General features: G+C 69.7%; 19 protein-coding genes. 4 read left to right on the top strand and 15 right to left on the bottom strand.

The genetic code is table 11. The features are described 5' to 3' along the window. Positions 1 to 20: 20 nt before the first annotated feature. The 8 genes from gap to ACH492_RS19380 form a co-directional block, all read right to left on the bottom strand. Positions 21 to 1,025, bottom strand: coding sequence for a type I glyceraldehyde-3-phosphate dehydrogenase (gap, locus tag ACH492_RS19415; RefSeq protein ID WP_398988089.1), 1,005 nt, complete (start codon positions 1,023 to 1,025; stop codon positions 21 to 23). Between the two features lie 180 nt (positions 1,026 to 1,205). Next, positions 1,206 to 4,151 carry a M14 family zinc carboxypeptidase gene (locus tag ACH492_RS19410; RefSeq protein WP_398988087.1) on the bottom strand — a complete coding sequence of 982 codons (2,946 nt, stop codon included), beginning with the start codon at positions 4,149 to 4,151 and terminating at the stop codon, positions 1,206 to 1,208. A gap of 218 nt (positions 4,152 to 4,369) precedes the next feature. Then, on the bottom strand, positions 4,370 to 5,359 hold the full coding sequence (whiA, locus tag ACH492_RS19405; protein ID WP_215093490.1) for a DNA-binding protein WhiA: 990 nt from the start codon (positions 5,357 to 5,359) through the stop codon (positions 4,370 to 4,372). Continuing rightward, on the bottom strand, positions 5,350 to 6,384 hold the full coding sequence (gene yvcK, locus ACH492_RS19400) for a uridine diphosphate-N-acetylglucosamine-binding protein YvcK (RefSeq protein WP_398988085.1): 1,035 nt from the start codon (positions 6,382 to 6,384) through the stop codon (positions 5,350 to 5,352). The genes whiA and yvcK overlap by 10 nt, the downstream gene beginning before the upstream one ends. Further along, positions 6,381 to 7,319: an RNase adapter RapZ gene (gene rapZ, locus ACH492_RS19395; protein ID WP_398988083.1), complete on the bottom strand. Its 939-nt coding sequence runs from the start codon at positions 7,317 to 7,319 to the stop codon at positions 6,381 to 6,383. Before rapZ ends, yvcK begins: the two co-directional genes overlap by 4 nt. Further along, positions 7,316 to 9,286: an excinuclease ABC subunit UvrC gene (gene uvrC / locus ACH492_RS19390; protein WP_398988081.1), complete on the bottom strand. Its 1,971-nt coding sequence runs from the start codon at positions 9,284 to 9,286 to the stop codon at positions 7,316 to 7,318. Before uvrC ends, rapZ begins: the two co-directional genes overlap by 4 nt. Positions 9,287 to 9,556: 270 nt before the next feature. Next, positions 9,557 to 10,381: a hypothetical protein gene (locus tag ACH492_RS19385; protein WP_398988384.1), complete on the bottom strand. Its 825-nt coding sequence runs from the start codon at positions 10,379 to 10,381 to the stop codon at positions 9,557 to 9,559. 5 nt (positions 10,382 to 10,386) lie between these two features. Beyond that, the gene (locus ACH492_RS19380; protein WP_398988079.1) at positions 10,387 to 11,007 is read right to left on the bottom strand and encodes a papain-like cysteine protease family protein; all 621 of its coding nucleotides are present in this window, start codon (positions 11,005 to 11,007) and stop codon (positions 10,387 to 10,389) included. A gap of 240 nt (positions 11,008 to 11,247) precedes the next feature. On the opposite strand from ACH492_RS19380, the gene ACH492_RS19375 reads away from it, so the two are divergent. Beyond that, positions 11,248 to 12,180 (top strand): hypothetical protein, encoded by a 933-nt coding sequence (locus ACH492_RS19375; protein ID WP_398988077.1) that lies wholly within the window; start codon positions 11,248 to 11,250, stop codon positions 12,178 to 12,180. Between the two features lie 16 nt (positions 12,181 to 12,196). Here ACH492_RS19375 and ACH492_RS19370 read toward each other — a convergent pair whose 3' ends face one another. Next, positions 12,197 to 12,625, bottom strand: coding sequence for a Rieske (2Fe-2S) protein (locus tag ACH492_RS19370; RefSeq protein WP_398988075.1), 429 nt, complete (start codon positions 12,623 to 12,625; stop codon positions 12,197 to 12,199). Between the two features lie 114 nt (positions 12,626 to 12,739). On the opposite strand from ACH492_RS19370, the gene ACH492_RS19365 reads away from it, so the two are divergent. Then, on the top strand, positions 12,740 to 13,633 hold the full coding sequence (locus tag ACH492_RS19365) for a carbohydrate kinase (protein WP_398988382.1): 894 nt from the start codon (positions 12,740 to 12,742) through the stop codon (positions 13,631 to 13,633). Between the two features lie 332 nt (positions 13,634 to 13,965). On the opposite strand, the gene uvrA is transcribed toward ACH492_RS19365, so the two are convergent. After that, positions 13,966 to 16,962, bottom strand: coding sequence for an excinuclease ABC subunit UvrA (gene uvrA, locus ACH492_RS19360; RefSeq protein WP_398988073.1), 2,997 nt, complete (start codon positions 16,960 to 16,962; stop codon positions 13,966 to 13,968). A 201-nt stretch (positions 16,963 to 17,163) separates the two neighbouring features. Between uvrA and ACH492_RS19355 the strand changes: the two genes are divergently transcribed. Continuing rightward, positions 17,164 to 17,856 (top strand): maleylpyruvate isomerase family mycothiol-dependent enzyme, encoded by a 693-nt coding sequence (locus ACH492_RS19355; protein ID WP_398988071.1) that lies wholly within the window; start codon positions 17,164 to 17,166, stop codon positions 17,854 to 17,856. Positions 17,857 to 17,865: 9 nt separating this feature from the next. Beyond that, the gene (locus ACH492_RS19350; RefSeq protein ID WP_398988069.1) at positions 17,866 to 18,522 is read left to right on the top strand and encodes an MBL fold metallo-hydrolase; all 657 of its coding nucleotides are present in this window, start codon (positions 17,866 to 17,868) and stop codon (positions 18,520 to 18,522) included. A 96-nt stretch (positions 18,523 to 18,618) separates the two neighbouring features. Here ACH492_RS19350 and ACH492_RS19345 read toward each other — a convergent pair whose 3' ends face one another. From ACH492_RS19345 to uvrB, 5 genes are all read right to left on the bottom strand, one after another. After that, positions 18,619 to 19,356, bottom strand: coding sequence for an alpha/beta hydrolase (locus ACH492_RS19345; RefSeq protein WP_398988067.1), 738 nt, complete (start codon positions 19,354 to 19,356; stop codon positions 18,619 to 18,621). 123 nt (positions 19,357 to 19,479) lie between these two features. Continuing rightward, positions 19,480 to 20,505 (bottom strand): TerC/Alx family metal homeostasis membrane protein, encoded by a 1,026-nt coding sequence (locus ACH492_RS19340; RefSeq protein ID WP_398988065.1) that lies wholly within the window; start codon positions 20,503 to 20,505, stop codon positions 19,480 to 19,482. A gap of 223 nt (positions 20,506 to 20,728) precedes the next feature. Further along, positions 20,729 to 22,768: a TerD family protein gene (locus tag ACH492_RS19335; protein WP_398988063.1), complete on the bottom strand. Its 2,040-nt coding sequence runs from the start codon at positions 22,766 to 22,768 to the stop codon at positions 20,729 to 20,731. Between the two features lie 97 nt (positions 22,769 to 22,865). Continuing rightward, positions 22,866 to 23,444 (bottom strand): TerD family protein, encoded by a 579-nt coding sequence (locus ACH492_RS19330; RefSeq protein ID WP_215093514.1) that lies wholly within the window; start codon positions 23,442 to 23,444, stop codon positions 22,866 to 22,868. Positions 23,445 to 23,581: 137 nt separating this feature from the next. Then, positions 23,582 to 25,702 (bottom strand): excinuclease ABC subunit UvrB, encoded by a 2,121-nt coding sequence (gene uvrB / locus ACH492_RS19325; protein WP_398988061.1) that lies wholly within the window; start codon positions 25,700 to 25,702, stop codon positions 23,582 to 23,584. Between the last annotated feature and the right edge of the window lie 30 nt (positions 25,703 to 25,732).

The following is a 25,732-nucleotide window of genomic DNA, read 5'->3' as shown; positions in this document are numbered from 1 at the left end:
CGTGGTGCTCTCGTTGCAGATCAGAGCTGGCCGCCGACGAAGACCGTGAGGTCCACGAGACGGTTGGAGTAGCCCCACTCGTTGTCGTACCAGCCGATGACCTTGACGTTCTTGCCCTGGACCATGGTCAGGGAGGAGTCGAAGGTGCAGGAGGCGGGCCAGTTGACGATGTCCGAGGAGACGATCGGGTCCTCGGTGTAGTCCACGATGCCCTTGAGCTGGCCCTCGGCCGCCTTCTGGAACGCGGTGTTGACCTCGTCCTTGGTGACCTCGCGCTCGAGCTCGACCACCAGGTCGGTCACGGAGCCGGTGGGGACCGGGACGCGCATCGCGATGCCGTCGAGCTTGCCCGCCAGCTCCGGGATGACCAACGCGGTGGCCTTCGCGGCACCGGTGGTGGTCGGGATGATGTTCTCGGCGGCGGCGCGGGCGCGGCGCAGGTCCGAGTGCGGGAAGTCCAGGATGCGCTGGTCGTTCGTGTACGCGTGGACCGTGGTCATCAGGCCCTTGACGATGCCGAAGTTCTCCAGGAGAACCTTGGCCATCGGCGCCACACAGTTGGTGGTGCAGGAGGCGTTGGAGATGACGTGGTGGTTGGCCGCGTCGTACTTGTCCTGGTTGACGCCCATCACGATGGTGATGTCCTCGTTCTTGGCCGGAGCCGAGATGAGGACCTTCTTGGCGCCGCCGGCGATGTGCTTCTCGGCGTCGGCCTTCTTGGTGAAGATGCCGGTCGACTCGATGACGATGTCGACGCCCAGCTCGCCCCACGGAATGTCGGCGGGGTTGCGCTCGGAGAGCACCTTGATGGTGTGGCCGTCGACCGTGATCGTGTCGGCGGTGTGGGTCACCTCGGCCTTGAGGCGGCCCAGGATGGTGTCGTACTTCAGCAAGTGGGCTGTGGTCGCAGTGTCACCCAGGTCGTTGACAGCCACGATCTCGATGTCTGCACCCTGCTCCAGCAGCGCGCGGAAGTAGTTACGACCGATGCGGCCAAAGCCGTTGATGCCTACGCGGATCGTCACGAACCGATCTCCTCGTTGGTACGCCGGTTTTAGACGCCGGCGAGTTGTATGGGATGTCCCCGACCGCCTCCGACCCTACCTCCATGAGGGCCCCGGAGTGACATCGAGTGGCTCCGTGCGTGGCACGGCGGTCCGTACTTCCCAGTAGGGTCCACGGACCGCCGTTCCGGCTACGCAGCGTCAGCGCCGGAGCGCGCTGAGAGCCTTTCCGATGAGCTGCTTGCGGTCGGCCGCGCCGGGCACATGCTCCAGGCCGAAGCCGATGAGCACGGTGTCCCGGGTGGTGACGGCCGCATGGGCGTGGAACAGCGCCTGGGCGCGTGCCCAGTCGCCGGTGTTGCCGGGGCTGCCGGCCGGCGGTCCCGCGACGGTCCACGGGCCGAGCGCGGTCTCGAAGCCCTCGGGACCCTGCGGGGTGCCGCCGACGACGAGCTTGGTGTCGTCGACGAAGGCGCCGATTCCGCCGGTGCCCGGGTCCGTGACGTACGAGATGGAGAGCTCGACCTGCTTGCCCGCGTAGGCGCTGAGGTCGACGGAGACGGGCTGCCAGCCGTTGGAGGAGCCGGTGAAGCGGTTCCAGGCGCCGGTGGTGCCCGTCGCCGTGCAGCCGCTCTCCGCGACGGTCAGGTAGTGGGCGAGGAACGGGTGGCCCTCTACGTAGAAGCCCTCCTCGCACTGGACGGGCACCTGGGTTGTGGTGCCGCCGTTGGCGTCCGGCAGGGTCGTCCAGTCGTCCTGGCCGACCGTGTGCGCCTCGACGACGACATTGTCGTAGCCGCGCTCGGTGTCATGGCTGAGCTGGAACTGCAGGCTCGGCTTGGCACCGGCCGTGGTGCCGGTCAGATCCACGGTGCGCGACAGCCGCATGTACGCGTCGTCCTCGTGCTTCGCCGCCGCGAACCAGGAGCCGTCGGCCGGCTCGAACGGGGTGCGGATGCCCGGGTAGCCGCCCGCGGCGGCGCTCTTGAATTGCGGGAACTGGTCCGGCTTCAGGGTGTCCGAGGTGATCGTGTACGCCCCGGCCAGGTCGAGCGGGTTCCCGGCCGCGGCGGCGAGTGAGGCCTTCGCGCCCGCGAGCCTTCCGGTGCCCGCGAAGGAGAACGGGGACTTCAGCCCGACGCGGTTGTACGCGCCGAGGTAGTACTGCGCGAAGTCGTTGGAGTCCGCCCCGCCGAGGTCGACGTCGCCGCCGGCCAGCTCACCGGCGTTGATCAGCTTCCCGCCCTCGTTGAGGTAGTCCCGTACGGCCCCCGTGGTCGCCGCGGAGGGCTGTCCCGCGCCGGTGTACCAGAGGACCGTCTTGAAGTGGCCGAGCACGCCGAGGGCGTCCGGGACGCCCTGCGTGGCGACGTCCCAGACCGCGGCCCTGTGGCCGTTGTCCGCGAGGGCCTTGGTGTACGCGGCGGTGTGCTGCGCCGGGGCGGTGCCGCCCTCTTCGGCGATCACCAGCGTGTTGCCGCGCGGCCGTTCGGCGACCGTGTAGGTGAAGTGCTCGCTGGAGGTGGGTTGTCCGGCCTTGGTCTCACCGGTGAACCAGACCTCGACCTTGTCGCCGACGTCGCCGTCCTGCACCTTGGCGCGGTACTCGTCGAAGCGGATGTTGTCGTCGCCGCCGTAGACCTCGCCGCCCTTCCAGGCCCTGAGCGCCTGGTCGTGCGTACGGCCGCCGTTGACGCGGTACTTGAGCTCCTTGTCGCGTACGGACTTGCGCGCGATGACGGAGACTTCCTGGTCGCCACCGCGGGCGTAGGAGGTGGTGAAGGCGTCGGGGGTGAAGTCCGCGGCCTTCAGGCCGATCGAGGAGGACGGCTGGTCGGGGTGGGCCGCGGTTTCGGCGACGGAGAGCGCGAACGGGATGTTCTTGGCGAACTCCTGCTGGATCAGCTTCTCGTCATCCGGGAAGGTGAAGATGGATGCGCAGTCGGCAGCGTTCCAGGGGTCGTTGGGGTCGATCCTGGAGGCGGTGGCGCAGGTCGACATCTCCGGGGTGTACATCATCATCCCGTTGGCGTTGGCCGCGTGGCCGTCGGCCTCACCGTTGGTGGTGTAGAGCTCGGAGGACACCTGGGGGCGGTAGCCGGGAACGGCGGAGTTCTGGGGTGTACCGGCGAGGGACTCGTACAGGACGTCGTCGGGCGTCGGGGTGGCGACCTGCCAGCCGACTCCGTACAGGAGCAGCTGGGCCGCGGAGTGGTAGTTGATGCCGTACTCGAAGCCGATGCGCTTCTGGAAGGCGTCGAGCGCCTTCGTCTCGGGCTCGGAGGCCGGACCGGTACCGCGGTAGGTCTCGGAGGCCGGGTCGGGGGACGAACCCTCGTTGTCGTAGCCCCACTTGTAGGCGAAGTTGCGGTTGAGGTCGACGCCGTCGCCGGGGGTGATCTTGCCGTCGCCGTTGTTGTCGCGGAGGTTCTTGCGCCACTGGCGCTCGGCGGTGCCCTTGAACGTGTAGTCGTAGCCGTCGGGGTTGGCGGAGATGACGAACCACAGTTCGGTGGAGTCGACGATCTTCGTGATCCGCGGGTCCTTGCCGTAGCCCGCGAGGTAGTGGTGCATCAGCCGGCGGGTCATTTCCGGGGTGATCCACTCGCGGGCGTGCTGGTTGGACATGTACAGCGTGGCGGGCTTGGAGCCGTCCTCGTATTTCTTGGCGCCCTTGCTGAGCTTGAGGGCGAGGATGTCCTGGCCCCCCACGGTCTTGCCGATGCTGACGACCTTGGTGAGGGCGGGGTTGGCCTGCGCGGTGGCGAGGATCTCGCGCTTCAGGCCCGTCTCGCCGCCGTACGGGCGGAAGACGCCGTCGCCCGCGGCGGCCGCGCGCTTCTCGGCCGTGGCCGAGACGGTGTGCTCGGTGATGCCGATGCCCTGCTCGCGCAGTTCGCCGGCCTGCTGTCCGGTGAGGTAGAGCTCGACGGTGGCGGTGCCCTTGTCGGGCACCTGCTCGCTGAGTTCATGTCCGTCGGCGCCCGCCGCGAGGATCAGCGGAACCTGGGCCTTGGTGACTTTCGCGTGCCATACGGAGAGTCCGTCGTCGTCACCCCCCTGTTCCGCCTGGGCGATCGGCGCGGCCGCCAGTCCGGCCACCAGCAGTGAAGCCGCAGCGAGGATCGATCTCGCTCTGCGTCTCATGAGCCTCCCTTTTCTTTTGTGTGCCACGAAAGTGGACAGACGCCAGGCTCATGACACTTCATGATCATGTCAAGAGCATACAAATAGACATAACGCCGCTGTCGGCGCCGGGAAGGCGCCGACAGCGGTGGGTCGATCACAGTGCTGGACATTCAGCCGGAACTCCGTCGGGAATCAGGCGGGACTCAGCCGCGGCTCAGACGGGACTCAGCAGGGACTCAGCCGACGAGACCGTCGGCCATTTCCTCGGTCAGATTGGACTCCGTACCCGGAATGCCCAAGTCCTGGGCCCGCTTGTCGGCCATCGCGAGCAGCCGGCGGATACGGCCCGCGACCGCGTCCTTGGTCAGCGGCGGGTCGGCCAGTGCACCCAGCTCCTCGAGCGAAGCCTGCTTGTGCTCCATCCGCAGCCGGCCGGCCGCGGCGAGGTGCTCGGGCACCTCCTCGCCGAGGATCTCCAGCGCGCGCTGCACCCGGGCGCCCGCGGCGACCGCGGCGCGCGCCGAGCGGCGCAGATTGGCGTCGTCGAAGTTGGCGAGGCGGTTGGCGGTGGCGCGCACCTCGCGGCGCATCCGCCGCTCCTCCCAGGCCAGCACCGACTCGTGCGCCCCGAGGCGCGTCAGCAGCGCGCCGATCGCGTCACCGTCGCGCACGACGACGCGGTCCACGCCGCGTACCTCGCGCGCCTTGGCGGCGATGGAGAGCCGGCGGGCCGCGCCGACCAGAGCCAGAGCTGCTTCCGGGCCGGGGCAGGTGACCTCCAGCGAGGAGGAACGACCCGGCTCGGTGAGCGAGCCGTGTGCCAGGAACGCGCCGCGCCAGGCGGCCTCCGCGTCACAGGTGGCACCGGAGACGACCTGCGGGGGCAGCCCACGGATCGGGCGGCCCCGGCCGTCGACGAGACCGGTCTGGCGGGCCAGTTGGTCACCGCCGGCCACGACTCGTACGACATAGCGCGAGCCGCGGCGCAGCCCGCCGGGCGCCATCACCATCAGCTCGGAGCTGTGCCCGAAGATCTCCAGGATGTCTCGCTTCAGCCGGCGCGCCGCGATGCCGGTGTCCAGCTCCGCCTCGATCACGATGCGGCCGCTCACCAGGTGCAGCCCGCCCGCGAACCGAAGGATCGCCGAGACCTCCGCTTTTCTGCAGCAGGTCCGGGTGACGGGAAGCCGGGAGATTTCGTCCTTCACCGCTGCCGTCATCGCCATGGGCCGATCCTTCCATGCATCCGAAAAATACGGTCGTACGCGGCGGCCAACAGCTCCGGATCATGCTTCGGAACGCCGTCGGGCGAGGCCACGGGAGCCAGCTCGACCGCGGCGCCGAGCCGCGTGGCGGCATCGGCGAGGGACTCACGGTCGGGCACGGCGGCCTCGTCGGCCAGCACCACGTCCAGGGCGAGTTTAGGCGCGTGTCGTCCCAAAACCTCCAAATGACGCTGCGGTGAGAAGCCATCTGTTTCGCCGGGCTGCGGCGCGAGGTTGAGCGAGAGGACCCGGCGGGCCTTCGTCTCGATCAGCGCGTCCAGCAGTTCTGGCACGAGCAGATGCGGGATCACCGAGGAAAACCAGGAACCCGGGCCGAGCACCACCCAGTCGGCGTCAAGGACGGCGGCGACGGCCTCGGGGACGGCGGGCGGGTCGTGCGGGACGAGGTGCACCGACTGCACCTCACCGGGCGTGAGCGCGACGGTCGCCTGGCCGCGCACGGTCTCCACGTCGTTCGGGCGGGCTGGATCGTGGCCCCGGACAAGCGCCTGCAGCTCCAGCGGGACGGCGGACATCGGCAGCACCCTGCCGTGCGCGCCGAGCAGCTTGCCGACCAGGTCCAGGGCCAGAACATGGTCGCCGAGCTGCTCCCACAGCGCCACTATCAGCAGATTGCCGACCGCGTGTTCATGCAGGTCGCCCTTGGACTGGAAGCGGTGCTGGATCACCCGGGCCCAGGTCTGGCCCCAGTCGTCGTCGCCGCACAGCGCCGCCAGGGCCTTGCGCAGGTCACCGGGCGGCAGCACGCCGAGCTCGTCGCGGAGCCGGCCGCTGGAGCCGCCGTCGTCGGCGACGGTGACGACCGCGGTGAGGTCGCCGGTGATACGGCGCAGGGCCGTGAGCGACGCGGACAGGCCCATGCCGCCGCCGAGCGCGACCACCTTGGGCTGCGCGCCGCGCTTCCGCCCGGTCGGCGCGTGCGTGGACCTGCGCAGTCGCCGCAGACGGAGGTTACGTCCGGTCACTCGCGCCCCATGTCCCGGTGGACAACGACGGTCTCGATCCCCGCGGAGGAGAGCCTGGCGGCGAGCTTCTCGGACGTGGCGACGGAGCGGTGCTTACCGCCGGTGCAGCCGACCGCGATGGTCACGTACCGCTTGCCCTCGCGGCGGTAGCCCGCGGCGATCAGCTGGAGCAGCTCGGTGTAACGGTCGATGAACTCCTTGGCGCCGGGCTGGTTGAAGACGTAGTTCGACACCTCTTCGTTGAGGCCGGTGAACGGACGCAGCTCCGGGACCCAGTGCGGGTTCGGCAGGAAGCGCATGTCGACGACGAGGTCCGCGTCGACCGGCAGTCCGTACTTGAATCCGAACGACATCACCGTGGCCCGCAGCTCCGGCTCCTCGTCGCCCGCGAACTGGGCGTCCATCTTGGCGCGCAGCTCATGGACGTTGAGGCTGGAGGTGTCGATCACCAGGTCGGCGTCGCCGCGCAGCTCGCGCAGCAGGTCGCGCTCGGCGGCGATGCCGTCGACGATCCGGCCGTCGCCCTGGAGGGGGTGCGGCCTGCGGACCGACTCGAAGCGGCGGACCAGGGCGTCGTCGGAGGACTCGAGGAAGACGATCCGCCGGGTGACCTGCTTGGTGTCCAGGTCGGCGAGGGACTGGCGAAGGTTGTCGAAGAACCGCCGGCCGCGTACGTCTACGACGACGGCGATCCGGGCGACATTGCCCTGCGAGCGTGCGCCGAGCTCCACCATGGTGGGGATCAGCGCGGGCGGCAGGTTGTCGACGACGAACCAGCCGAGGTCCTCCAGACACTTCGCGGCCGTGCTGCGCCCGGCGCCCGACATTCCGGAGATGATCACCAGCTCGGGGATTGCCGCGTCCGCGGCCCCGCCGGGCTCGATCGTGGTGCCCGTACTCACGTTTGCTGCTCCGTCTCCATCGTGCTCAGTCATGTCCTGCTGCCCCCGTCGTTCTCTTCAATGATCTCTCCTGTTGCCGTATTCACGGCAGGAGCGGCCGGAGCCGCCTGGGCGAGGGCCACCGCGACGGACTCCGCCGTCTTGCGGCCCATGCCTGGAACCTCGCAGATCTGCTCGATTGTCGCCTGCTTCAGCCGCTTCACCGAGCCGAAATGCTTGATCAACGCCTGTTTCCGGGTTTCGCCGAGACCCGGGACCGCGTCCAGCGGGCTGGTCCTGATGCGCTTGGCCCGCTTGGAGCGCTGGTAGCGGATGGCGAAGTCGTGAGCAGTGTCGCGGACCCGCTGAAGGAGATACAGCCCCTCGCTGGAGCGCGGCAGGACCACCGGGTCGTCGTCGTGCGGCAGCCAGACCTCTTCGAGGCGCTTGGCCAGTCCGCACACGGCGACATCGTCGATGCCGAGCTCGTCGAGGGCGCGCTGGGCGGCGGCCACCTGCGGCTGTCCACCGTCCACGACGACGAGCTGGGGCGGATACGCGAAGCGCTTGGGCTTGCTGTCGTCCTCGGGGGTGTCGTCGCCGATCCACTCCCCCGTCCTGTCCTTCTCCGCCAGATAGCGCTTGAAGCGGCGGCTGATCACCTCGTGCATCGAGCGGACGTCGTCCTGGCCCTCGAAGCCCTTGATCTGGAAACGGCGGTACTCGCTCTTGCGCGCCAGGCCGTCCTCGAAGACGACCATGGAAGCCACCACGTCCTCGCCCTGGAGGTGCGAAATGTCGAAGCACTCGATCCGCAGCGGCGCCGAGTCCAGGCCAAGGGCCTCGGCGATCTCCTCCAGGGCGCGCGAGCGGGTGGTGAGATCGCTGGCGCGTTTGGTCTTGTGCAGGGCGAGGGCCTGCTGGGCATTGCGCTGGACCGTCTCCATCAGGTCCTTCTTGTCGCCGCGCTGAGGGATACGGAGCGAGACGTTCGAGCCGCGCCGGCCGCTCAGCCACAGACCGACCGCGTCGCTGTCCTCGGGGAGGGCCGGGACGAGGACCTCCTTGGGGACGGCGTCGCCGCGCTCCTCGCCGTACAGCTGCTGGAGTGCGTGCTCGACGAGGCCGGCGATGTCGACGGCCTCGACCTTGTCCGTGACCCAGCCACGCTGGCCGCGCACCCGGCCGCCCCGGACGTGGAAGATCTGCACCGCGGCTTCGAGCTCGTCCTCGGCGACGGCGATCAGATCGGCGTCGGTGGCGTCCGCGAGCACGACGGCGTTCTTCTCCAGGGCCCGCTTGAGGGCCCCTATGTCGTCACGCAGCCGGGCCGCCCTCTCGTACTCCATCTCCTCGGCGGCCGCCATCATCTGCTTCTCCAGACGGCGGATGTACGTGCCGGTGCGGCCGGCCATGAAGTCGCAGAACTCCTCGGCCAGTTCGCGGTGCTCCTCGGGGGTGACCCGGCCCACGCAGGGCGCGGAGCACTTGCCGATGTAGCCGAGCAGACAGGGGCGGCCCTTCTGCTGGTGATTCCTCAAGACCCCGGCCGAGCAGGTGCGTACGGGAAAGACCCGCAGCATCAGGTCGACGGTCTCGCGGATCGCCCAGGCGTGGCCGTACGGACCGAAGTAGCGCACGCCCTTCCTCTTGGCGCCGCGCATCACCTGGACCCGCGGGAAGTCCTCATTGAGGGTGACCGCGAGATACGGATAGCTCTTGTCGTCCCGGTACTTGACGTTGAACCGCGGGTCGAATTCCTTGATCCAGGAGTACTCCAGCTGGAGCGCCTCTACCTCGGTGGAGACCACCGTCCACTCCACCGAGGCCGCCGTGGTGACCATCGTGGCGGTGCGCGGGTGCAGATTCGCCACGTCCTGGAAGTAGTTGGCGAGGCGCTGGCGCAGGCTTTTGGCCTTCCCGACGTAGATCACCCGGCGGTGCTCGTCGCGGAATTTGTAGACCCCCGGCGAGTCGGGGATCTGTCCCGGCTTGGGGCGGTAGCTGGAGGGGTCTGCCATGTCGACCAGCCTACTGGCGCGCAGTGACAGTGCGGGCCGGGACCGGGCGCCCGGCACCGTGGGGAAGCCCCGGGCGCCCGGGGCTCGTCGGGGCTCCGCCCCGGACCCTCCCCCATAGCCCTTCGGGCATGGGAGGTGCCCCCACCCCCTACGCCTTGCGGGCGTGGGGGGACCCCCACCTCAAGCACCGGAGGGGCTGAAATTCAGCCCGCCCGGCGTTTGAGGGCACGACCGAAGGTCGTACCCGGTCCGGGGCGGAGCCCCGGCCGATCAGGCGCGGCGGCGCAGACGGACGGCCGTCAGCCCGCACAGGGCGAGGGCTGCGAGGGCGCCTGCTCCGACGGACGCCGAGGCGAAAGTGACGGCGCCGCTCCGGTCGTTCTCCTCATGCACGGCGTAGCCGCCCGCGCCGCCCTTCTCCGCGTACGCCGACCCCGGGAGCTTGCCCGCGTACGCGGCCCGGACGCGGGCCTGGTAGGCGGCGAGCGTCGTGCCGCGGCTGCCCACCGCCCGTATCGCGTCCTCGTCCAGCGGGAGGATCTTCGTGTCCTTGTTGACGTACCAGGCGTCGATCTGCGGCTCGTGGAAGACGGTGCCGCCGGGGAGCTTTCGGTCGCCGAGCCGCGCGTAGCGGAACTCGTCGTCGCCGGTGGCGATGTTCACCACCTGCCACCGACCGCCCTGTCGGGCCGTCCACAGCGAGGCCTGCTGTCCGTCCGACGAGACCGCCTGGCTGGCGAGGAACTCCACCTTCGCCACGGGAGCGCCCGCCTCTCCGGCCACGAACTCCGGCGCGAGCGTGTGGACGGTGACGGTCGCGCCTTCGACGCGGGGAGCCGCCGCCGCCTTGCTGACGGCACCGTCGCGGGCGAAGAAACGGGACAGGGTCTCCAGGGTTGCGGGTGCCGTGGCGGCGCTGCGGGCCGCGGCCCGGTCCGACGCCGAGGGGCCGGTGGAGGTGGCGGCGCCGGTGGCCGTGCCTGCGCCGACGGCAGTGCCCGCGGCTGTGGCCGTGCCGATCGCGCCAAGGGAGAGGCAGGCCGCGCAGGCGGCGGTGACGGCGGCTCGCGCGGTCGCTCGTGAGGTCCTCTTCATGGCGCTCACGCCCCGATCCGGTAGAGCGAGTGGGTCCAGGAGAAGGAGCTGTTGTTGACGTACCAAGCGTGGGAGGCCCAGTTGTAGCGGTCGCTGGAGGGCCATGGATCGCCCCAGTAGACCCAGCTGTTCGCGGTGTCGTAGCCGTAGATCACATGCATATGGCCGCCGCCGCTCGACCACTGGATACGGGTCTCGATGGGGCGGTCCGCGTCGATCTCCGTCTGCACGGTCGGGTAGCCCAGCCAGCCGGTGACGTACGAACCGGAGTTGATGCCCGCCCAGCGCAGACCGTTCTGCACATTGCCCAGCGTGGCCTGCGAGTTGGGGCACTCGCTGCCCTGCCGGCGGTTGAAGGCGGCGTTGCAGAACTGGTTCTGCGAGTAGTTCCTGCCGAAGTACGCGGCGATGGTGTTGCCGCCCGCTGCCCAGCACCAGTTGGTCTTCTGCTGAGCCTGCATGGCTATGTTCAGGCGCCTCCAGGCGAGGGCGGGCGAGTCGGACTGGTCGTCGGTCGGCGCGGCGGTCGCCGTCGACAGGGGCAGAGTGAACAGTGCGGCGAGAACGACGGCTGCGGCGGACAGCCGTCTGACTGCGGTGCTCTTTGGCTTGCGCTCTGTGCGCATCGCGTTCCTCCCAGTGGGGGTGGGGATGGAGGATCGCGTCCGGACGCTGCGGATGAGCATCAGTCCTTGTCGGAGGCGGGTCAACACGCTTCAATGCGGGGTGACACGGCGCTGTGAACGCTACGGCCGGGATGTGAACACCTCCGTCCCGCTCCACCTGGACGCCGGTCGCCGCCCACCCACAGCGGCTCGCCCCTGTCGTGAACGTTCACTCAATTCCCGCAAGTCGCTGGAGGAACCATGGGGCACACCGAGGCCGATCTGGCACAGGTGCTGCACACCGGCCCGTTCCATCTGGCGCTGCGGGCCGCCCTCGCGGTGCGTGGGCTGCCGCTCCAGCGCGTCCAGCACCATCTCGCGCACCGCGGGATAAAGGTGGGCGTGACCAGCCTCAGCTACTGGCAGCAGGGCGCGCGCCGCCCGCAGCGCCCCGAGTCGCTGCGCGCCGTGCGTGCTCTGGAGGACGTACTCGAACTGCCCGGGAACTCGCTGATCCGGCTGCTCGGCGTCGGCGAAGGCGGCGCGCGAACCGATTTCGAGCGCCCCGCCACGCGCTCCTACCGCTCACTGGTGGAGGCCTCGGGCACGGTGGAGCAGCTGCTTGCCGACCTGGAGTCGCCTGCGGACGGCGGGCTGCACACGGTGGGCCACCACGAGCGGGTACGGATCGGGGCGGGGCGCGAGCTGGTTGGGCGCGATTCGGCGCATGTCGTACGCGCCCACCGCGACGGCATCGACCGCTATCTGGCCATCCACCACGGCGATCCGGGCTGCGATCCCGCGCGGGTGGAGGTCAGCGCGCTGGAGAACTGCCGCACGGGGCGGGTGCGGTGGCACCGGGAGACCGGGGTGCTGATCGCGGAGCTGCTCTTCGACGCCCGGCTGCGCGCGGGTGAGACGTACCTCTTCGGCTACGGCTTCGAGGACGGGACCGGCGGGCCGAGCGAGGAGTACGTCCGCGGCTTCAGCTTCGCGGGCGGGCAGTACGTCCTGCAGGTGCGCTTCGACGAGGGTGCGCTGCCGGTGCGGTGCCGGCGGTTCTCGCAGGCCACGACGGGAGCGCCGCGCGGCGCCAGGACGGATCTGACGCTGAGCGGCCGGCACCGCACGGTCCATCTGGTGGAACAGGGCGTACGGCCGGGGATCCTGGGGATCGACTGGGACTGGGCCTGACGCGCGCCGGCGGGCTTTACGCCTCGGGGCCCGCGACGAGCTTGCCGCCCTCGGCCTTGATGGGGACCTCGGGGAGCGGCACGGTCGCCGGGCCCTGGAGCGCCTTGCCGGTCGTGACGTCGAAGCGGCTGCCGTGGCAGGGGCAGTTGCCTTCGGTGCCCTCGACCTTGTCGAGGACGCAGCCCGCGTGCGTGCACTGCGCGCTGAATGCCTTGTACTGGCCCTTGGCCGGGCAGCTCACGACCAGGCGCTGCTCGCGGTAGAGCTTGGCGCCGCCGACCGGGACGGCGTCGGCAGCGCCGAGATCGACGGGCGCGGTGGGGGTGGGGTTCTCGGCGTGGCCGAGCTTCGATTCGGTGGAGCAGGACGCGACCCCCAGCCCGGCTGCCCCGGCGAGGGCGGCGCCTTTCAGCACGGTACGGCGGGCGGCTGGCTGGCCGGACATGGAAACTCCACTGATCAGGGCGTCGGTGACAGACCCGACGATACCGGCGGAGATCGGCGGCCCTCCTGGCGGGCTCCCTGGTCGACCCCGCAAGCGATGGGCTACGTTCTCGCCGTGATCGTCGTCGCCGGAGAGTCCTTGATCGACCTGGTCCCGCAGGGGGTCGGCGACCCGCTGCCCATGCTGCTGCCGCGGCTCGGCGGCGGTCCGTACAACACGGCTGTCGCGCTCGGCCGGCTCGGCGCGACGGTCGGCTTCTGCTCCCGGGTGTCGACGGACGGCTTCGGCGAGGCGCTGCTGGCCGGGCTGCGTACGGCGGGGGTCGGGACGTCCCTCGTCCAGCGCGGGCCCGAGCCGACGACGCTGGCGGTCGCGAGCATAGGCGCGGACGGCTCCGCCGGATACCGCTTCTATGTGCAGGGCAGCGCGGACCGGCTCTTCGAACTGCCGCCCCAACTGCCGGACTCTGTACGGGCACTGGCCCTCGGGACCTGCTCGCTGGTGCTGGAGCCGGGCGCGAGTGCGTACGAAGCGCTGCTGCGACGGGAGGCGGGGCGCGGGGTCTTCACGCTGCTCGACCCGAACATCAGGGCCGGTCTGATCCCGGACGCGGACGCCTACCGGGCGCGCTTCGCCGGCTGGCTGCCGTATGTGTCGCTGCTGAAGCTGTCGGAGGACGACGCCCGGTGGCTCGGCGGCGTACCGGAGGGGCCCGCGGCGGTGGTGCTGACGCGGGGTGCGGCGGGGCTGTCGGTACGGACGCCGGGCGGGCTTGAGGTCTCGGTCCCGGCCACGGCGGTGACTGTCGCGGACACGATCGGCGCGGGCGACACGGTGAACGCGGCCCTGCTGCACGGCCTCGCGGCCCGGGACGCCCTGTCGGCGAACGCCCTGGCCGGTCTGGGCGCGGAGGGGTGGCACGCGGTGCTGCACTTCGCGTCCCGGGCGGCCGCGGTGACCTGCTCCCGCACGGGCGCGGAGCCGCCGTACGCGTGGGAGCTGTCCTAGCCCCTGCCCGCCCTCCCCCAGAGCTTCGCCTGGGTGGGGGTGCCCCCGGCGCAGCCAGGGGGAGTACCCCCATCCCGAAACTGGGGGCTTCGCCCCAGACCTCCAGTCCTCAATCTCCCCCAGACTTCGTCCGGGAGACCCCGGACGGGCTGAAAGATTCAGCCCGTCCGGCGGAGAATCAAGCCCCTCCGGGAATTGAGGTGGGGTCCCCCCACGCCCGCAAGGCGTAGGGGGTGGGGGTACCTTCCATGCCCGAAGGGCTATGGGGTGTGGGGGTACCCCATGCCCGAAGGGCTATGGGGGAGGGTCCGGGGCGGAGCCCCGGCCCGGGCTCAGGCCTTGCGGGCCCGGGCGGTCCTGGCCGTGGCCGTCGTCTTCACCGGTGCCGCCTTCGCGGCGACTGCGTTCTTCGCCGCGGCGGTCTTCTTGGCCGCCGCCTTCTTCGGCGCCTTGCGCGCCGCCGGCACCACCGCGTCACTGATCCGTTCGGCGTCCAGGATGTCCCGCAGGAACTTGCCGGTGTGGCTGGTCGGCACTCCCGCGACTTGCTCCGGGCTGCCCTCGGCGATGACCAGGCCTCCGCCGTTGCCACCCTCCGGGCCCATGTCGACGACCCAGTCCGCGGTCTTGATGACGTCCAGGTTGTGCTCGATCACGATGACCGTGTTGCCCTTGTCGACCAGGCCGGAGAGCACATTGATCAGCTTGCTGATGTCCTCGAAGTGCAGACCGGTCGTCGGCTCGTCCAGGACGTAGACCGTGCGGCCGGTGGAACGCTTCTGGAGCTCCGAGGCCAGCTTCACACGCTGGGCCTCGCCGCCCGAGAGCGTCGGCGCGGACTGGCCGAGCCGCACATAGCCGAGGCCCACCTCGTGGAGGGTCTTCAGATGACGGGCGATCGTCGGGACGGCCTCGAAGAAGTCCAGCGCCTCCTCGATCGGCATGTCCAGCACCTCGGCGATGGACTTGCCCTTGTAGTGGACCTCCAGGGTCTCCCGGTTGTAGCGCGCTCCGTGGCAGACCTCGCACGGGACGTACACATCCGGCAGGAAGTTCATCTCGATCTTGATGGTGCCGTCGCCCGAGCAGTTCTCGCAGCGGCCGCCCTTGACGTTGAAGGAGAACCGGCCGGGGAGGTAGCCCCGGACCTTGGCCTCCATCGTCTCCGCGAAGAGCCTGCGGACATGGTCGAAGACGCCGGTGTACGTCGCAGGGTTGGAGCGCGGCGTACGGCCGATGGGCGACTGGTCGACGTGCACCACCTTGTCGACGAGGTCGTCGCCGTCGACCCGGGTGTGGCGGCCCGGCACCGACTTGGCGCCGTTCAGCTCGCGGGCCAGGTGGGTGTAGAGGATGTCGTTGACCAGGGTCGACTTGCCGGAGCCCGAGACACCCGTGACCGCGGTGAGCACGCCGAGCGGGAACGAGACGTCGATGTCGCGCAGGTTGTTCTCACGGGCGCCGTGGACTGTGAGCTGACGGGTCGGATCCATGGGCCGGCGGATGTCGGGCGTCGGAATGGACCGCTTCCCGGCGAGGTACTGCCCGGTCACCGAGTCCTTGTTGGCGAGGAGATCCTTCAGCGAGCCGCTGTGCACGACCTTGCCGCCGTGCTCGCCGGCACCCGGGCCGATGTCGACGACCCAGTCGGCCACCTTGATGGTGTCCTCGTCGTGCTCGACGACGATGAGCGTGTTGCCCATGTCGCGCAGCCGGACAAGGGTCTCGATGAGCCGGTGGTTGTCGCGCTGGTGCAGGCCGATGGACGGCTCGTCCAGTACGTACAACACTCCGACCAGGCCGGAGCCGATCTGGGTGGCGAGCCGGATGCGCTGGGCCTCGCCGCCGGAGAGCGTGCCGGCCGCGCGGTTCAGCGAGAGGTAGTCGAGGCCGACGTCGACCAGGAACTTCAGCCGTTCGTTGACCTCCTTGAGCACCCGCTCTGCGATCTTCTTGTCGCGGGCGTTCAGCTTCAGCTCGCCGAGGAAGTCCGCGCACTGGCTGATCGACATCGCGGCGACGTCGGCGATGGACTTCTCCATCACCGTGACCGCGAGGACGATCGGCTTCAGCCGGGTGCCCTCACACGTCGGGCAAGGCACCTGGCGCATATAGCCCTCGAAGCGCTCCCTGCTGGAGTCGCTCTCGGCCTCGCTGTGCCGCCGCTTGACGAACTGGACTGCCCCCTCGAAGACGGGCGAGATGTACGCCCGCTCCCGTCCGTATCTGTTGCGGTAGCGGACCTCGACCTGGGTCTTGTGTCCGTACAGCAGGGCCTTCTTGGCACGCTGCGGCAGTCCGGCCCAGGGCATGTCGGTGGAGAAGCCGATGGCCTGGGCAAGACCGCCGATCAGCCGCCCGAAGTACTCCTTGGTGTGGCCGTGCGACCAGGGGTGGATCGCACCGTCGTCGAGGGACCTCTCCTCGTCCGGGACGATCAGCTCGGGGTCCACCTCCATGCGCGTGCCGATGCCGGTGCAGTCGGGGCAGGCGCCGAAGGGTGAATTGAAGGAGAAGGAGCGGGGCTCCAGCTCCTCGAAGGACAGGTCGTCGTACGGGCAGTAGAGATGCTCCGAGAACATCCGCTCGCGCTCGGGGTCGTCCTCGGCGAGGTCGACGAAGTCGAGGATGACCATGCCGCCGGAGAGCCCGAGCGCGGTCTCCACCGAGTCGGTCAGCCGGCGCTTGGCGCTGTCCTTGACGGTGAGGCGGTCGACGACCACCTCGATGGTGTGCTTCTCCTGCTTCTTCAGCGTGGGCGGCTCGGCCAGCTGGATCGTCTGTCCGTCGACCCGCGCCCTGCTGTATCCCTTGGTCTGGAGGTCGGCGAAGAGGTCGACGAACTCGCCCTTGCGCTCGCGCACGAGGGGCGAGAGGACCTGGAAGCGGCTGCCCTCGGGCAGCTCCAGCACCCTGTCGACGATGGCCTGCGGCGACTGGCGCGAGATGGGCCGGCCGCACTCGGGGCAGTGCGGCTTGCCGATACGGGCGAAGAGCAGCCGGAGGTAGTCGTAGACCTCGGTGATGGTGCCGACAGTCGAGCGCGGGTTGCGCGAGGTCGACTTCTGGTCGATGGAGACGGCCGGGGAGAGGCCCTCGATGAAGTCGACGTCCGGCTTGTCCATCTGGCCGAGGAACTGCCGGGCGTACGAGGAGAGCGATTCGACGTACCGGCGCTGCCCCTCGGCGAAGATCGTGTCGAACGCGAGGGACGACTTGCCCGACCCCGAGAGCCCGGTGAACACGATGAGGGAGTCACGCGGGAGGTCGAGCGAGACGTTCTTGAGGTTGTGCTCGCGAGCGCCACGAACGATGAGACGGTCGGCCACGCCGGTCCGCACCTTTCTTGAGAGAAGCGGGGGCACAGCCCCCGTCCCAGACTATGGGGGCCGCCGGATCGTTTGGATTCCAAGCTGTGAAATGCCTGCTGCAACCAGCATGCCTCCACTGAGCCTATAGCACGCGTATTCGAATTGCGGCCACGCGCTGCCACCTTCACCCGATCGAGTCCCAGGGCTATCGTCGGCCCCATGATCGATCCCTTGCGTGACCTGGCCTCTGTACGTGAAGCCACCGACCGGCTCCTCACCGCAGCCGCCGGTCTTGACGAGTCCGGGGCCGCCGCACCGTCCCGGCTCCCGGGCTGGAGCCGCGGCCATGTGCTGGCCCACCTCTCCCGTAACGCTGACGCGCTCGTAAATGTTCTCGAGGGCCGCCCGATGTATGTGAGCGCCGAGGCACGCGAGACGGACATCGAGCGGGACGCGCACCGCCCGCTCGCCGCCCAGCTCTCCGACGTACGCGAGAGCGCTGCCCGCTTCCAGTCCGCGGGCGCGGTCCCCGCCGACTGGAAGCGCACGGTCGAGCTGCGCAACGGCATCACGGACGCCGCGGCCCGCGTCCCCTTCCGCCGGCTCATCGAGGTCGAGCTGCACCACGTCGACCTGGACATCGGCTACGAGCTGGAGGACCTGCCCGAGGAGTTCACCGACCGGGAGATCGCCTTCCTCGCCCATCGCTTCTCCGGGCGCGTGGACGTCCCGCCGACCCGAATCGTCGCGGCCGGCAAGGGCTCCGGCGAGTGGCACACGGGCGGCACGGAGGGCGCCCCGGTGACGGTCGCCGGCCCCGCCCCCACCCTTCTCGGGTGGCTCGCCGGCCGCCGCGACGGGGCGGATCTGGACACCGCGGGAGGCCTGCTTCCGGCGCTGCCCCCGCTATAGGCTGACCCCATGACGTACAGCGGAGTGGTGAAGGTCGGCGGCGCTGCGGATGTGCATGAACTCCCAGACCTGATGATCTCCAAGGTCGCGGTCGGCCCGATGGACAACAATGCCTATCTGCTGCGCTGCCGGGCCACCGACGAGCAGTTGCTGATCGACGCGGCCAATGAACCCGAGACGCTGCTGACGCTGATCGGCGACGACTCCATCGCGTCCGTCGTCACCACCCACTGCCACGGCGACCACTGGCAGGCGCTGGCCGAAGTCGTCCGCGCGACCGGTGCCCGCACCTACGCCGGCCGGTACGACGCCGAGGGCATCCCCGTCCCGACCGACGTGCTCGTCGAAGACGGGGACACGATCCGGGTGGGCCGCGTCGAGCTGACCGCCCGTCATCTCGTGGGGCACACTCCCGGCTCGATCGCCCTGGTCTACGACGACCCGCACGGCCACGCGCACGTTTTCACGGGCGACTGCCTCTTCCCCGGCGGGGTGGGCAACACGCGCAAGGACCCCGAGGCCTTCGCGAGCCTGATCAACGACGTCGAGACGAAACTCTTCGCCGTGCTTCCGGACGAGACCTGGGTCTACCCGGGGCACGGCAAGGACACGACGCTGGGCGACGAGCGGCCGCATCTGCAGGAGTGGCGCAAGCGCGGCTGGTAGCACGCGCTCATTCCGCGCACTCGTTCGCGGACTTTCGCGCACTCGATTCGCGCGCTCATCCCGCGCTCTCGTTTCGCGCTCTCGTACGCCGCCGTCTCAACTGCCGTCCGCCGACGGGACGTCGCTCGGCCCGATGTCGCCGAGCCTGTCGAAGTCGTCGAAGCTGCCCGCCACCGCCGACGGCAGCGGTCCCAGCCGCAGGAGTCCGGTGACCAGGCGGGCGGTGAGCGCGTGCCAGACGCCGGCGCGGCGGAGCATGGCGTGGTCGCCGCCGGGCATCCGCAGCGCGCAGGACTCGGCGCCCGCCGCGCGTGCCGCGGCCGCGAGCTCCCAGGAGCCGCGCGGGTCGGTCACCCGGTCGCGGTCGCCGTGCAGCAGGACGACGCGCTTGCCCTCCAGATGTGCCACCGGCTCTCCGGCCGGGCACCACGGGGCGAGGCCGACGACGGCCTCGACGAGGGGGTGGCTCGCGGCCCGCAGGGCGGCCCGGCCGCCCATCGAGTGGCCGACCAGGACGACCGGAACCGGCCCGGTGAGAAAGGCCAGTTCGTCCAGCGCGCGCAGCGCGTCCCGCGCCGCGTCGGCTCGCACTCCGTTCCAGCCGCGGTGGCGGTAGCTGACTCTGCCGAGCACCACATCGTGGTCGACCGTGGCGCGCGCGATTGCCCGGGCGAAGGGGCGCATCCGGACGCCGGGCAGGTTCCACTGCGTCGGCGGCTCCAGGGCATCGGCAGTACCCCCGTGCAGCAGCAGAACGGCACCCTGCGGCGGCTCCGCGGCCCGGTCGAGCCGCAGAGCGGGGGCGGGCGGTCGCCCCTCTCCCTGTACGCGCATGGGTGTCACGTCCTTGCCGATTCGGGCCCGGCACCATTCGATGTCCTCGCTGACACTGCCCGGCTGCGCTCCCGATCATGACGGAGCCCAGCCCATCCGCCCAAACCGCCCCGTCGACTGACGTCAGGCCTCGACGCTGTCCTTCTCCGCGTTCCCGGCGTTCTCTGCGTTCCCGGCCTTCGCCGCCATCTCGACCGCTTCTCGTTCCGCCTTCTTCTTCGAGGCGATCAGGCTGGTGATCGTGGTGACGATCAGCACGCCGCAGATGACCGCCAGCGAGAACGGAATCGAGATCTCGGGGACATGCACCCCGCTCTCGTGCAGCGCGTGCAGCACCAGCTTGACGCCGATGAAGCCGAGGATCGCCGACAGGCCATAGCTGAGGTGGACCAGCTTCCTCAGCAGTCCGCCGATGAGGAAGTACAGCTGACGCAGGCCCATCAGCGCGAAGGCGTTCGCGGTGAAGACGATGTACGGGTCCTGGGTCAGGCCGAAGATCGCCGGGATGGAGTCGAGCGCGAAGAGCACATCCGTGGTGCCGATGGCGAGCATGACCACCATCAGCGGGGTCAGGACGCGCTTGCCGTTGTTGCGTATGAAGAGCTTGGTGCCGTGGTACTTGTCGGCGACGCCGAAGCGGTTCTCGATGGACTTGAGGAGGCGGTTCTCCTCGAACTCCTCTTCCTCCTCGTCGGAGCGCGCCTCCTGGATGAGCTTCCAGGCGGTGTAGATCAGGAACGCGCCGAAGATGTAGAAGACCCACGAGAAGCTGGCGATGATCGCGGCGCCGGCGGCGATGAAGATGGCGCGCAGGACCAGAGCGATCAGCACACCGACGAGCAGCACCCGCTGCTGGAGGTGGGACGGCACCGCGAACTTCGCCATGATCAGGACGAAGACGAAGAGATTGTCGACGCTCAGTGACTTCTCGGTGATGAAGCCCGCGAAGAACTCTCCCGACGCCTGGCTTTCGCCGAATATCAGCAGGCCGAGGCCGAAGAGAGCGGCCAGGACGATCCAGACGACGGTCCAGATTCCGGCTTCCTTGATCGACACGTCATGGGGTTTGCGCCCGATGAAGAAGTCGACTGCGATCAGGGCACACAGACCAAGAATGGTCAGCACCCACAGGGTCCATGAAACGTCCACTGCGCCTCCGGCGTCGTACGGCTACTGATCAGCGTCGTCGCTGCCGGAGGTCTCCTCCACCCGCCGAGCGGCTCTGCCGCCACGGGCCGGCGCCCCGGGACCGGTATCGGTCCGTATTGACGGGAACGCCGCAGCCGGGAGTACTCCCCTCCGCCCAAAGGAGCGTACAGGAATCCCCAAGGGAAGGTAAAGAGCTTGGTAAAGCGGGCTCCAAGTGTGCAGGTCAGCGACGCCAGGAGCGACGGGCTGCGGCCACCTGTTCCAGCACCTGGCGCAGCACGTCGCTGCCCTGCGGCACCGTGAGCGGCTCGTACGTCCAGGCGTGCCGGACCCACGGGTCGGCCAGATGGTCGTCCGGGACCGGGGTGATCCGCAGCAGCGAACGCCAGAGCGGGTCGAGTACCGGTCCGTACGCGCTCGCGTCCTCGCGGTCCGCCACCATCAGCAGATGGACGCCGACCGCCGGGCCCTCGTCGGCGAGGTAGCGCAGCAGGGTGACCGCGCGGTCGTCGAAGCCGTGCGGGAAGTCGTTGACTATCAGCAGCTGCTCCGCGGTGTCCAGGTCGGGCGGGAGCGAGTCGGCCGCGCCGCCGCGGACCGCCATCGTCACCAGGTCCACCCGCTGGGTGAGCTTGGCGAGCGTGTCGCTCACGCCCTGCGCGCCCGCCGCCGGCGGACCGGCGAGGACCCCGGAGCCGACCAGCGGGGCGAGCGAGGGGGCCGCGGTGCCCGCCGGGTCGATGACATGGACCGTGAATTCGCCCGGTGGATAGACCGCGAGCAGCCGGGCCGCGAGCGCGACCGCGCAGTCCAGGGCAAGCTTGCGCAGCTGTGCCTCGTCCAGCACCATCGCCGTCTCGGAACCGGAACGTCCGCTGTCCACCCACAGTCCCCGCTCCAGCGGCAGCCGCACCAGGAACGGAATGCGCAGCTCGGGGCTCTCGGGCAGCTGGAGATCGCCCAGGCGCAGCGCCATCGGGATCTCCATCGGGACGCGGTAGGCATGCCAGGCCGGATTGTCCCAGCGGGCGAAGGCGGGCGGCAGCGCGGGCTCGACGACCTCGGACTCGGCGGTGAGCTGGGCCAGGTCTCGGTCGAGGACCTCGCGGGCCCGGTCGGTCAGTTGCTCGCACTTGGCGCGAGCCGCCTCGCGCGCGGCGTCCCCGGCGCCGCCGATGCGGCTGCGCGGGTCGGAGAGCACCTGGTCGAGCTCCTGGTCCAGCCGGGTCTCGGCGAAGTCGACGGCGCTGCGGTACGCGGCGACGCTGCGGGCCAGGTCCTCGAACATGCCCCAGATCTGATTGTAGAGCCGCTCCTCCATGGACCAGCCGGTGGCGTCGCCCGCGACGGGCGGGGCCGGCTGACCGGGCTGGGCGGGATGGGCGGCCGGGGGCGGCGGCGGGGGCGCGACGGACTGGCGCCGCGGGTGCGCGTAGTTGATCGGCCCGCCCGTCGGCTGCGGGGCGTCGGGCGTGGGCGTCTGCTGGGAGCCCGCGGCGCCAGGCTGGGTGCCGGCGGCCGAAAGGCCGTCCGGAAGCGTCGCGTCCGGCCCCGGCGCAAGCGTCGCGTCCGGCCCGGGCGGCTGATTCGGCCTGGGCGGCTCATTCGACCCGGGCGGCTGATTCGGCCCTGGCGTCTGGTTCGGCCGCGGCACGGCCGGCCTGGTGTACGCGCCGTCGGCGCCGCTCGTACGCAGTTGTGCCGGCTCCGCCCGGGGTGTGCGCATGGCCGTCGTCTCCTGGATGCCGGCGGCGGTCTCGCGGGCTGGGTGCAACCCCTGGTCGGCCAGCAGCTCCGCGAGCCCGCCCGCGTACCCCTGACCCACCGCGCGCACCTTCCAGGCGCCCTGGCGGCGGTACAGCTCGACCGCGACGAGCGCGGTCTCGGCGTCAAGGCCGGTGATGGTGAAGCTCGCCAGCTCGGCCTCCTGGCCGACGACGGCGACAAAGGGGGCCGCGGAGGCGCCGAAGTGAGCCGGGCCGCCGGTGCCTTCGGGGAGGGCGAGCAGCACATTGACCTGATGCACCGCCTCGGGCACGGCGTCCAGGTCGACGGTGAACCGGGGCGCTTCTGTGGCCCGCCGGGGCACCTCGATGCCGGGCAGCATGGGTGCGCCGGGGTGGGCGATCCACTCGCCCCGCACGACCCCCTGCGGGTCGGAGCAGGTGGCGCAGGCCACGACCGGATGGCCTGCCGACACCCGAATCTCCAGGCGGGTGTGGGGCAAGGGGTGGTTCTGCCCCCGGACCAGCTCGGCCGTCATTGCTCTGTCCCCTCAGTGCTGTGCGGTGGTGGTAAGCCGTGCAGCTCCCGGCGGCCTGGTGCCTCCGGGAGCTGCGTGTCTTCCGTACGCTCCCCGCCTACAGGTGCGGCAGGATCGCCGGCATCAGGTCCTGGAAGGTACGGCCGTTGGCCGGGGTGCCGACGGCGGTCATCTGCCAGCCGCCGCCCACGCGGTGCACCTTCGCCATGATCTGAGCGGTGTACTGACCACCGCCGGTGAGCGTGTAGCGGGCGAGCTCCTGGCCGTTCGTCTCATCGACGATGCGACAGAACGCGTTCTGCACCTCTGCGAAGGTCTGCCCGGTGAAGGAGTTCACCGTGAAGACGATCTGGTCGATGTGGACCGGCACCCGCTGGAGGTCGACGAGGATGGCCTCGTCGTCGCCGCCCGACCCCGCTCCGCCGACCAGGTTGTCTCCGGTGTGCCGGACCGAGCCGTCGTCGCTGACGAGATGGCGGAAGAAGACCACGTCCACCGGCTGCTTGTCGGCGAACAGCACGGCCGACGCGTCGAGGTCGACCTCCCTCGTGCGCGACCCGAACAGTCCACGGCGAGGGGCCGCCTGCCAGCCCAGGCCCATCCGCACCGCACTCAGTTCGCCCCCGTCGGACTTCTGCAGGCTGATGCCCTGTCCCTTGGACAAGTTGACGCTCACGCGCTGTCCCCTCTCAGAACGTTCCCCTCGGCCGCCTGTCTGGGCGGTTGGACTGAAACCCTACGCAGTAGCGCCAACGGCGCAGCAGAATTGGCTCGTTTTTGTGTCGGTCTTGAAACACACCAGGTGCGCGGGGCTCAGGCGAGGCCTGCCTCCTTCATCTGGCGCAGCTCCCTCTTCAACTCACTCACCTCGTCGCGCAGCCGTGCGGCGATCTCGAACTGCAGGTCGGCGGCAGCGGCCCGCATCCGGTCGGTCATCTCCTCGATGATCCCGGCCAGTTCGGCAGCGGGCCGGTCGGTGAGCACCTCGCCCGTCTTTCCGCCCCGGCCGCCGAGCACCGGGACCGGCGCCTTGGCACCCTTGCCCGGCTTGTCCGCCTTCGCCTGGCGGTAGCCGGTGCCGAGCAGCTCCTCGGTGTCGACCTCCTCGCGCGCGATGGTCGCGACGATGTCGTTGATCTTCTTGCGGAGCGGCTGCGGGTCGAGGCCGCGCTCGGTGTTGTACGCGACCTGCTTCTCCCGGCGGCGGTTGGTCTCCTCGATGGCCTGGGCCATCGCCGGGGTGATGGTGTCCGCGTACATATGGACCTGGCCGGAGACATTGCGCGCCGCGCGGCCGATGGTCTGGATCAGTGAGGTGCCGGAGCGCAGGAAGCCCTGCTTGTCGGCGTCGAGGATGGCCACCAGTGACACCTCGGGGAGGTCGAGGCCCTCACGCAGCAGGTTGATGCCGACCAGCACGTCGTACTCACCGGCACGCAGTTCGCGCAGCAGCTCGACGCGGCGCAGAGTGTCGACGTCACTGTGCAGGTACCGGACCTGGATGCCCAGTTCGAGGAAGTAGTCGGTGAGGTCCTCGGCCATCTTCTTGGTGAGGGTGGTGACCAGGACACGCTCGTCCTTCTCGGTGCGCAGGCGGATCTCGTGCACCAGGTCGTCGATCTGGCCCTCGGTGGGCTTGACGACGACCTCCGGGTCGATCAGTCCGGTGGGGCGGATGATCTGCTCCACGAAGCCGTCGCCACGGGAGAGTTCGTACTTCCCCGGGGTCGCCGACAGATAGACGGTCTGGCCGATCCGCTGCTGGAACTCCTCCCACTTCAGCGGCCGGTTGTCGAGGGCTGACGGCAGCCGGAAGCCGTGGTCGACCAGGGTCCGCTTGCGCGAGGCGTCGCCCTCGTACATCGCGCCGATCTGCGGCACGGTGACATGCGACTCGTCGATGACGAGGAGGAAGTCCTCGGGGAAGTAGTCGAGGAGGGTGTTGGGCGCGGAGCCGGTGCTCCGGTCGTCGAAGTGCATCGAGTAGTTCTCGATGCCGGAGCAGGAGCCGATCTGGCGCATCATCTCGATGTCGTACGACGTGCGCATGCGCAGCCGCTGGGACTCCAGCAGCTTGCCCTGCTTGTCGAGCTCGGCGAGGCGCTGCTCCAGCTCCAGCTCGATGCCGTTGATCGCCTTCTCCATGCGCTCCGGGCCAGCCACATAGTGGCTGGCCGGGAAGACGTACAGCGATTCGTCCTCGGTGATGATCTCGCCGGTGAGCGGGTGGAGGGTGGAGAGCGCCTCGATCTCGTCGCCGAACATCTCGATGCGGACGGCGAGCTCCTCGTAGACCGGGAAGATCTCGATGGTGTCGCCGCGCACTCGGAAAGTGCCGCGCGCGAAGGCCACGTCGTTGCGCGTGTACTGGATGTCGACGAAGCGGCGCAGCAACTGGTCGCGGTCGATCTCATCGCCGACCTTGAGGGGCACCATCCGGTCGACGTACTCCTGCGGGGTGCCGAGGCCGTAGATGCACGAGACGGAGGCGACCACGATCACATCGCGACGGGTGAGCAGGGAGTTCGTCGCGGAGTGGCGCAGCCGCTCGACCTCTTCGTTGATCGAGGAGTCCTTCTCGATGTACGTGTCCGACTGCGGGACATACGCCTCGGGCTGGTAGTAGTCGTAGTACGAGACGAAGTACTCGACGGCGTTGTTCGGCAGGAGCTCGCGGAACTCGTTCGCCAGCTGGGCGGCCAGGGTTTTGTTCGGTGCCATCACCAGGGTGGGGCGCTGAAGCTTCTCGATCATCCAGGCGGTGGTCGCCGACTTGCCGGTGCCGGTCGCACCCAGCAGGACGACATCCTTCTCACCTGCGCGGATGCGCCGCTCCAGGTCGGTGATGGCAGTCGGCTGGTCGCCGCTGGGCTGGTAGGGACTGACGACCTCGAAGGGCGCCACCGTACGTTCGATCTTGGAAACGGGCCGCATGGATCCACCGTACGACCCACCACTGACAAC

Source organism: Streptomyces sp. NPDC019443 (assembly GCF_044389785.1).
GTDB lineage: Bacteria > Actinomycetota > Actinomycetes > Streptomycetales > Streptomycetaceae > Streptomyces.
This window is presented reverse-complemented; position numbering and strand designations above follow the sequence as displayed.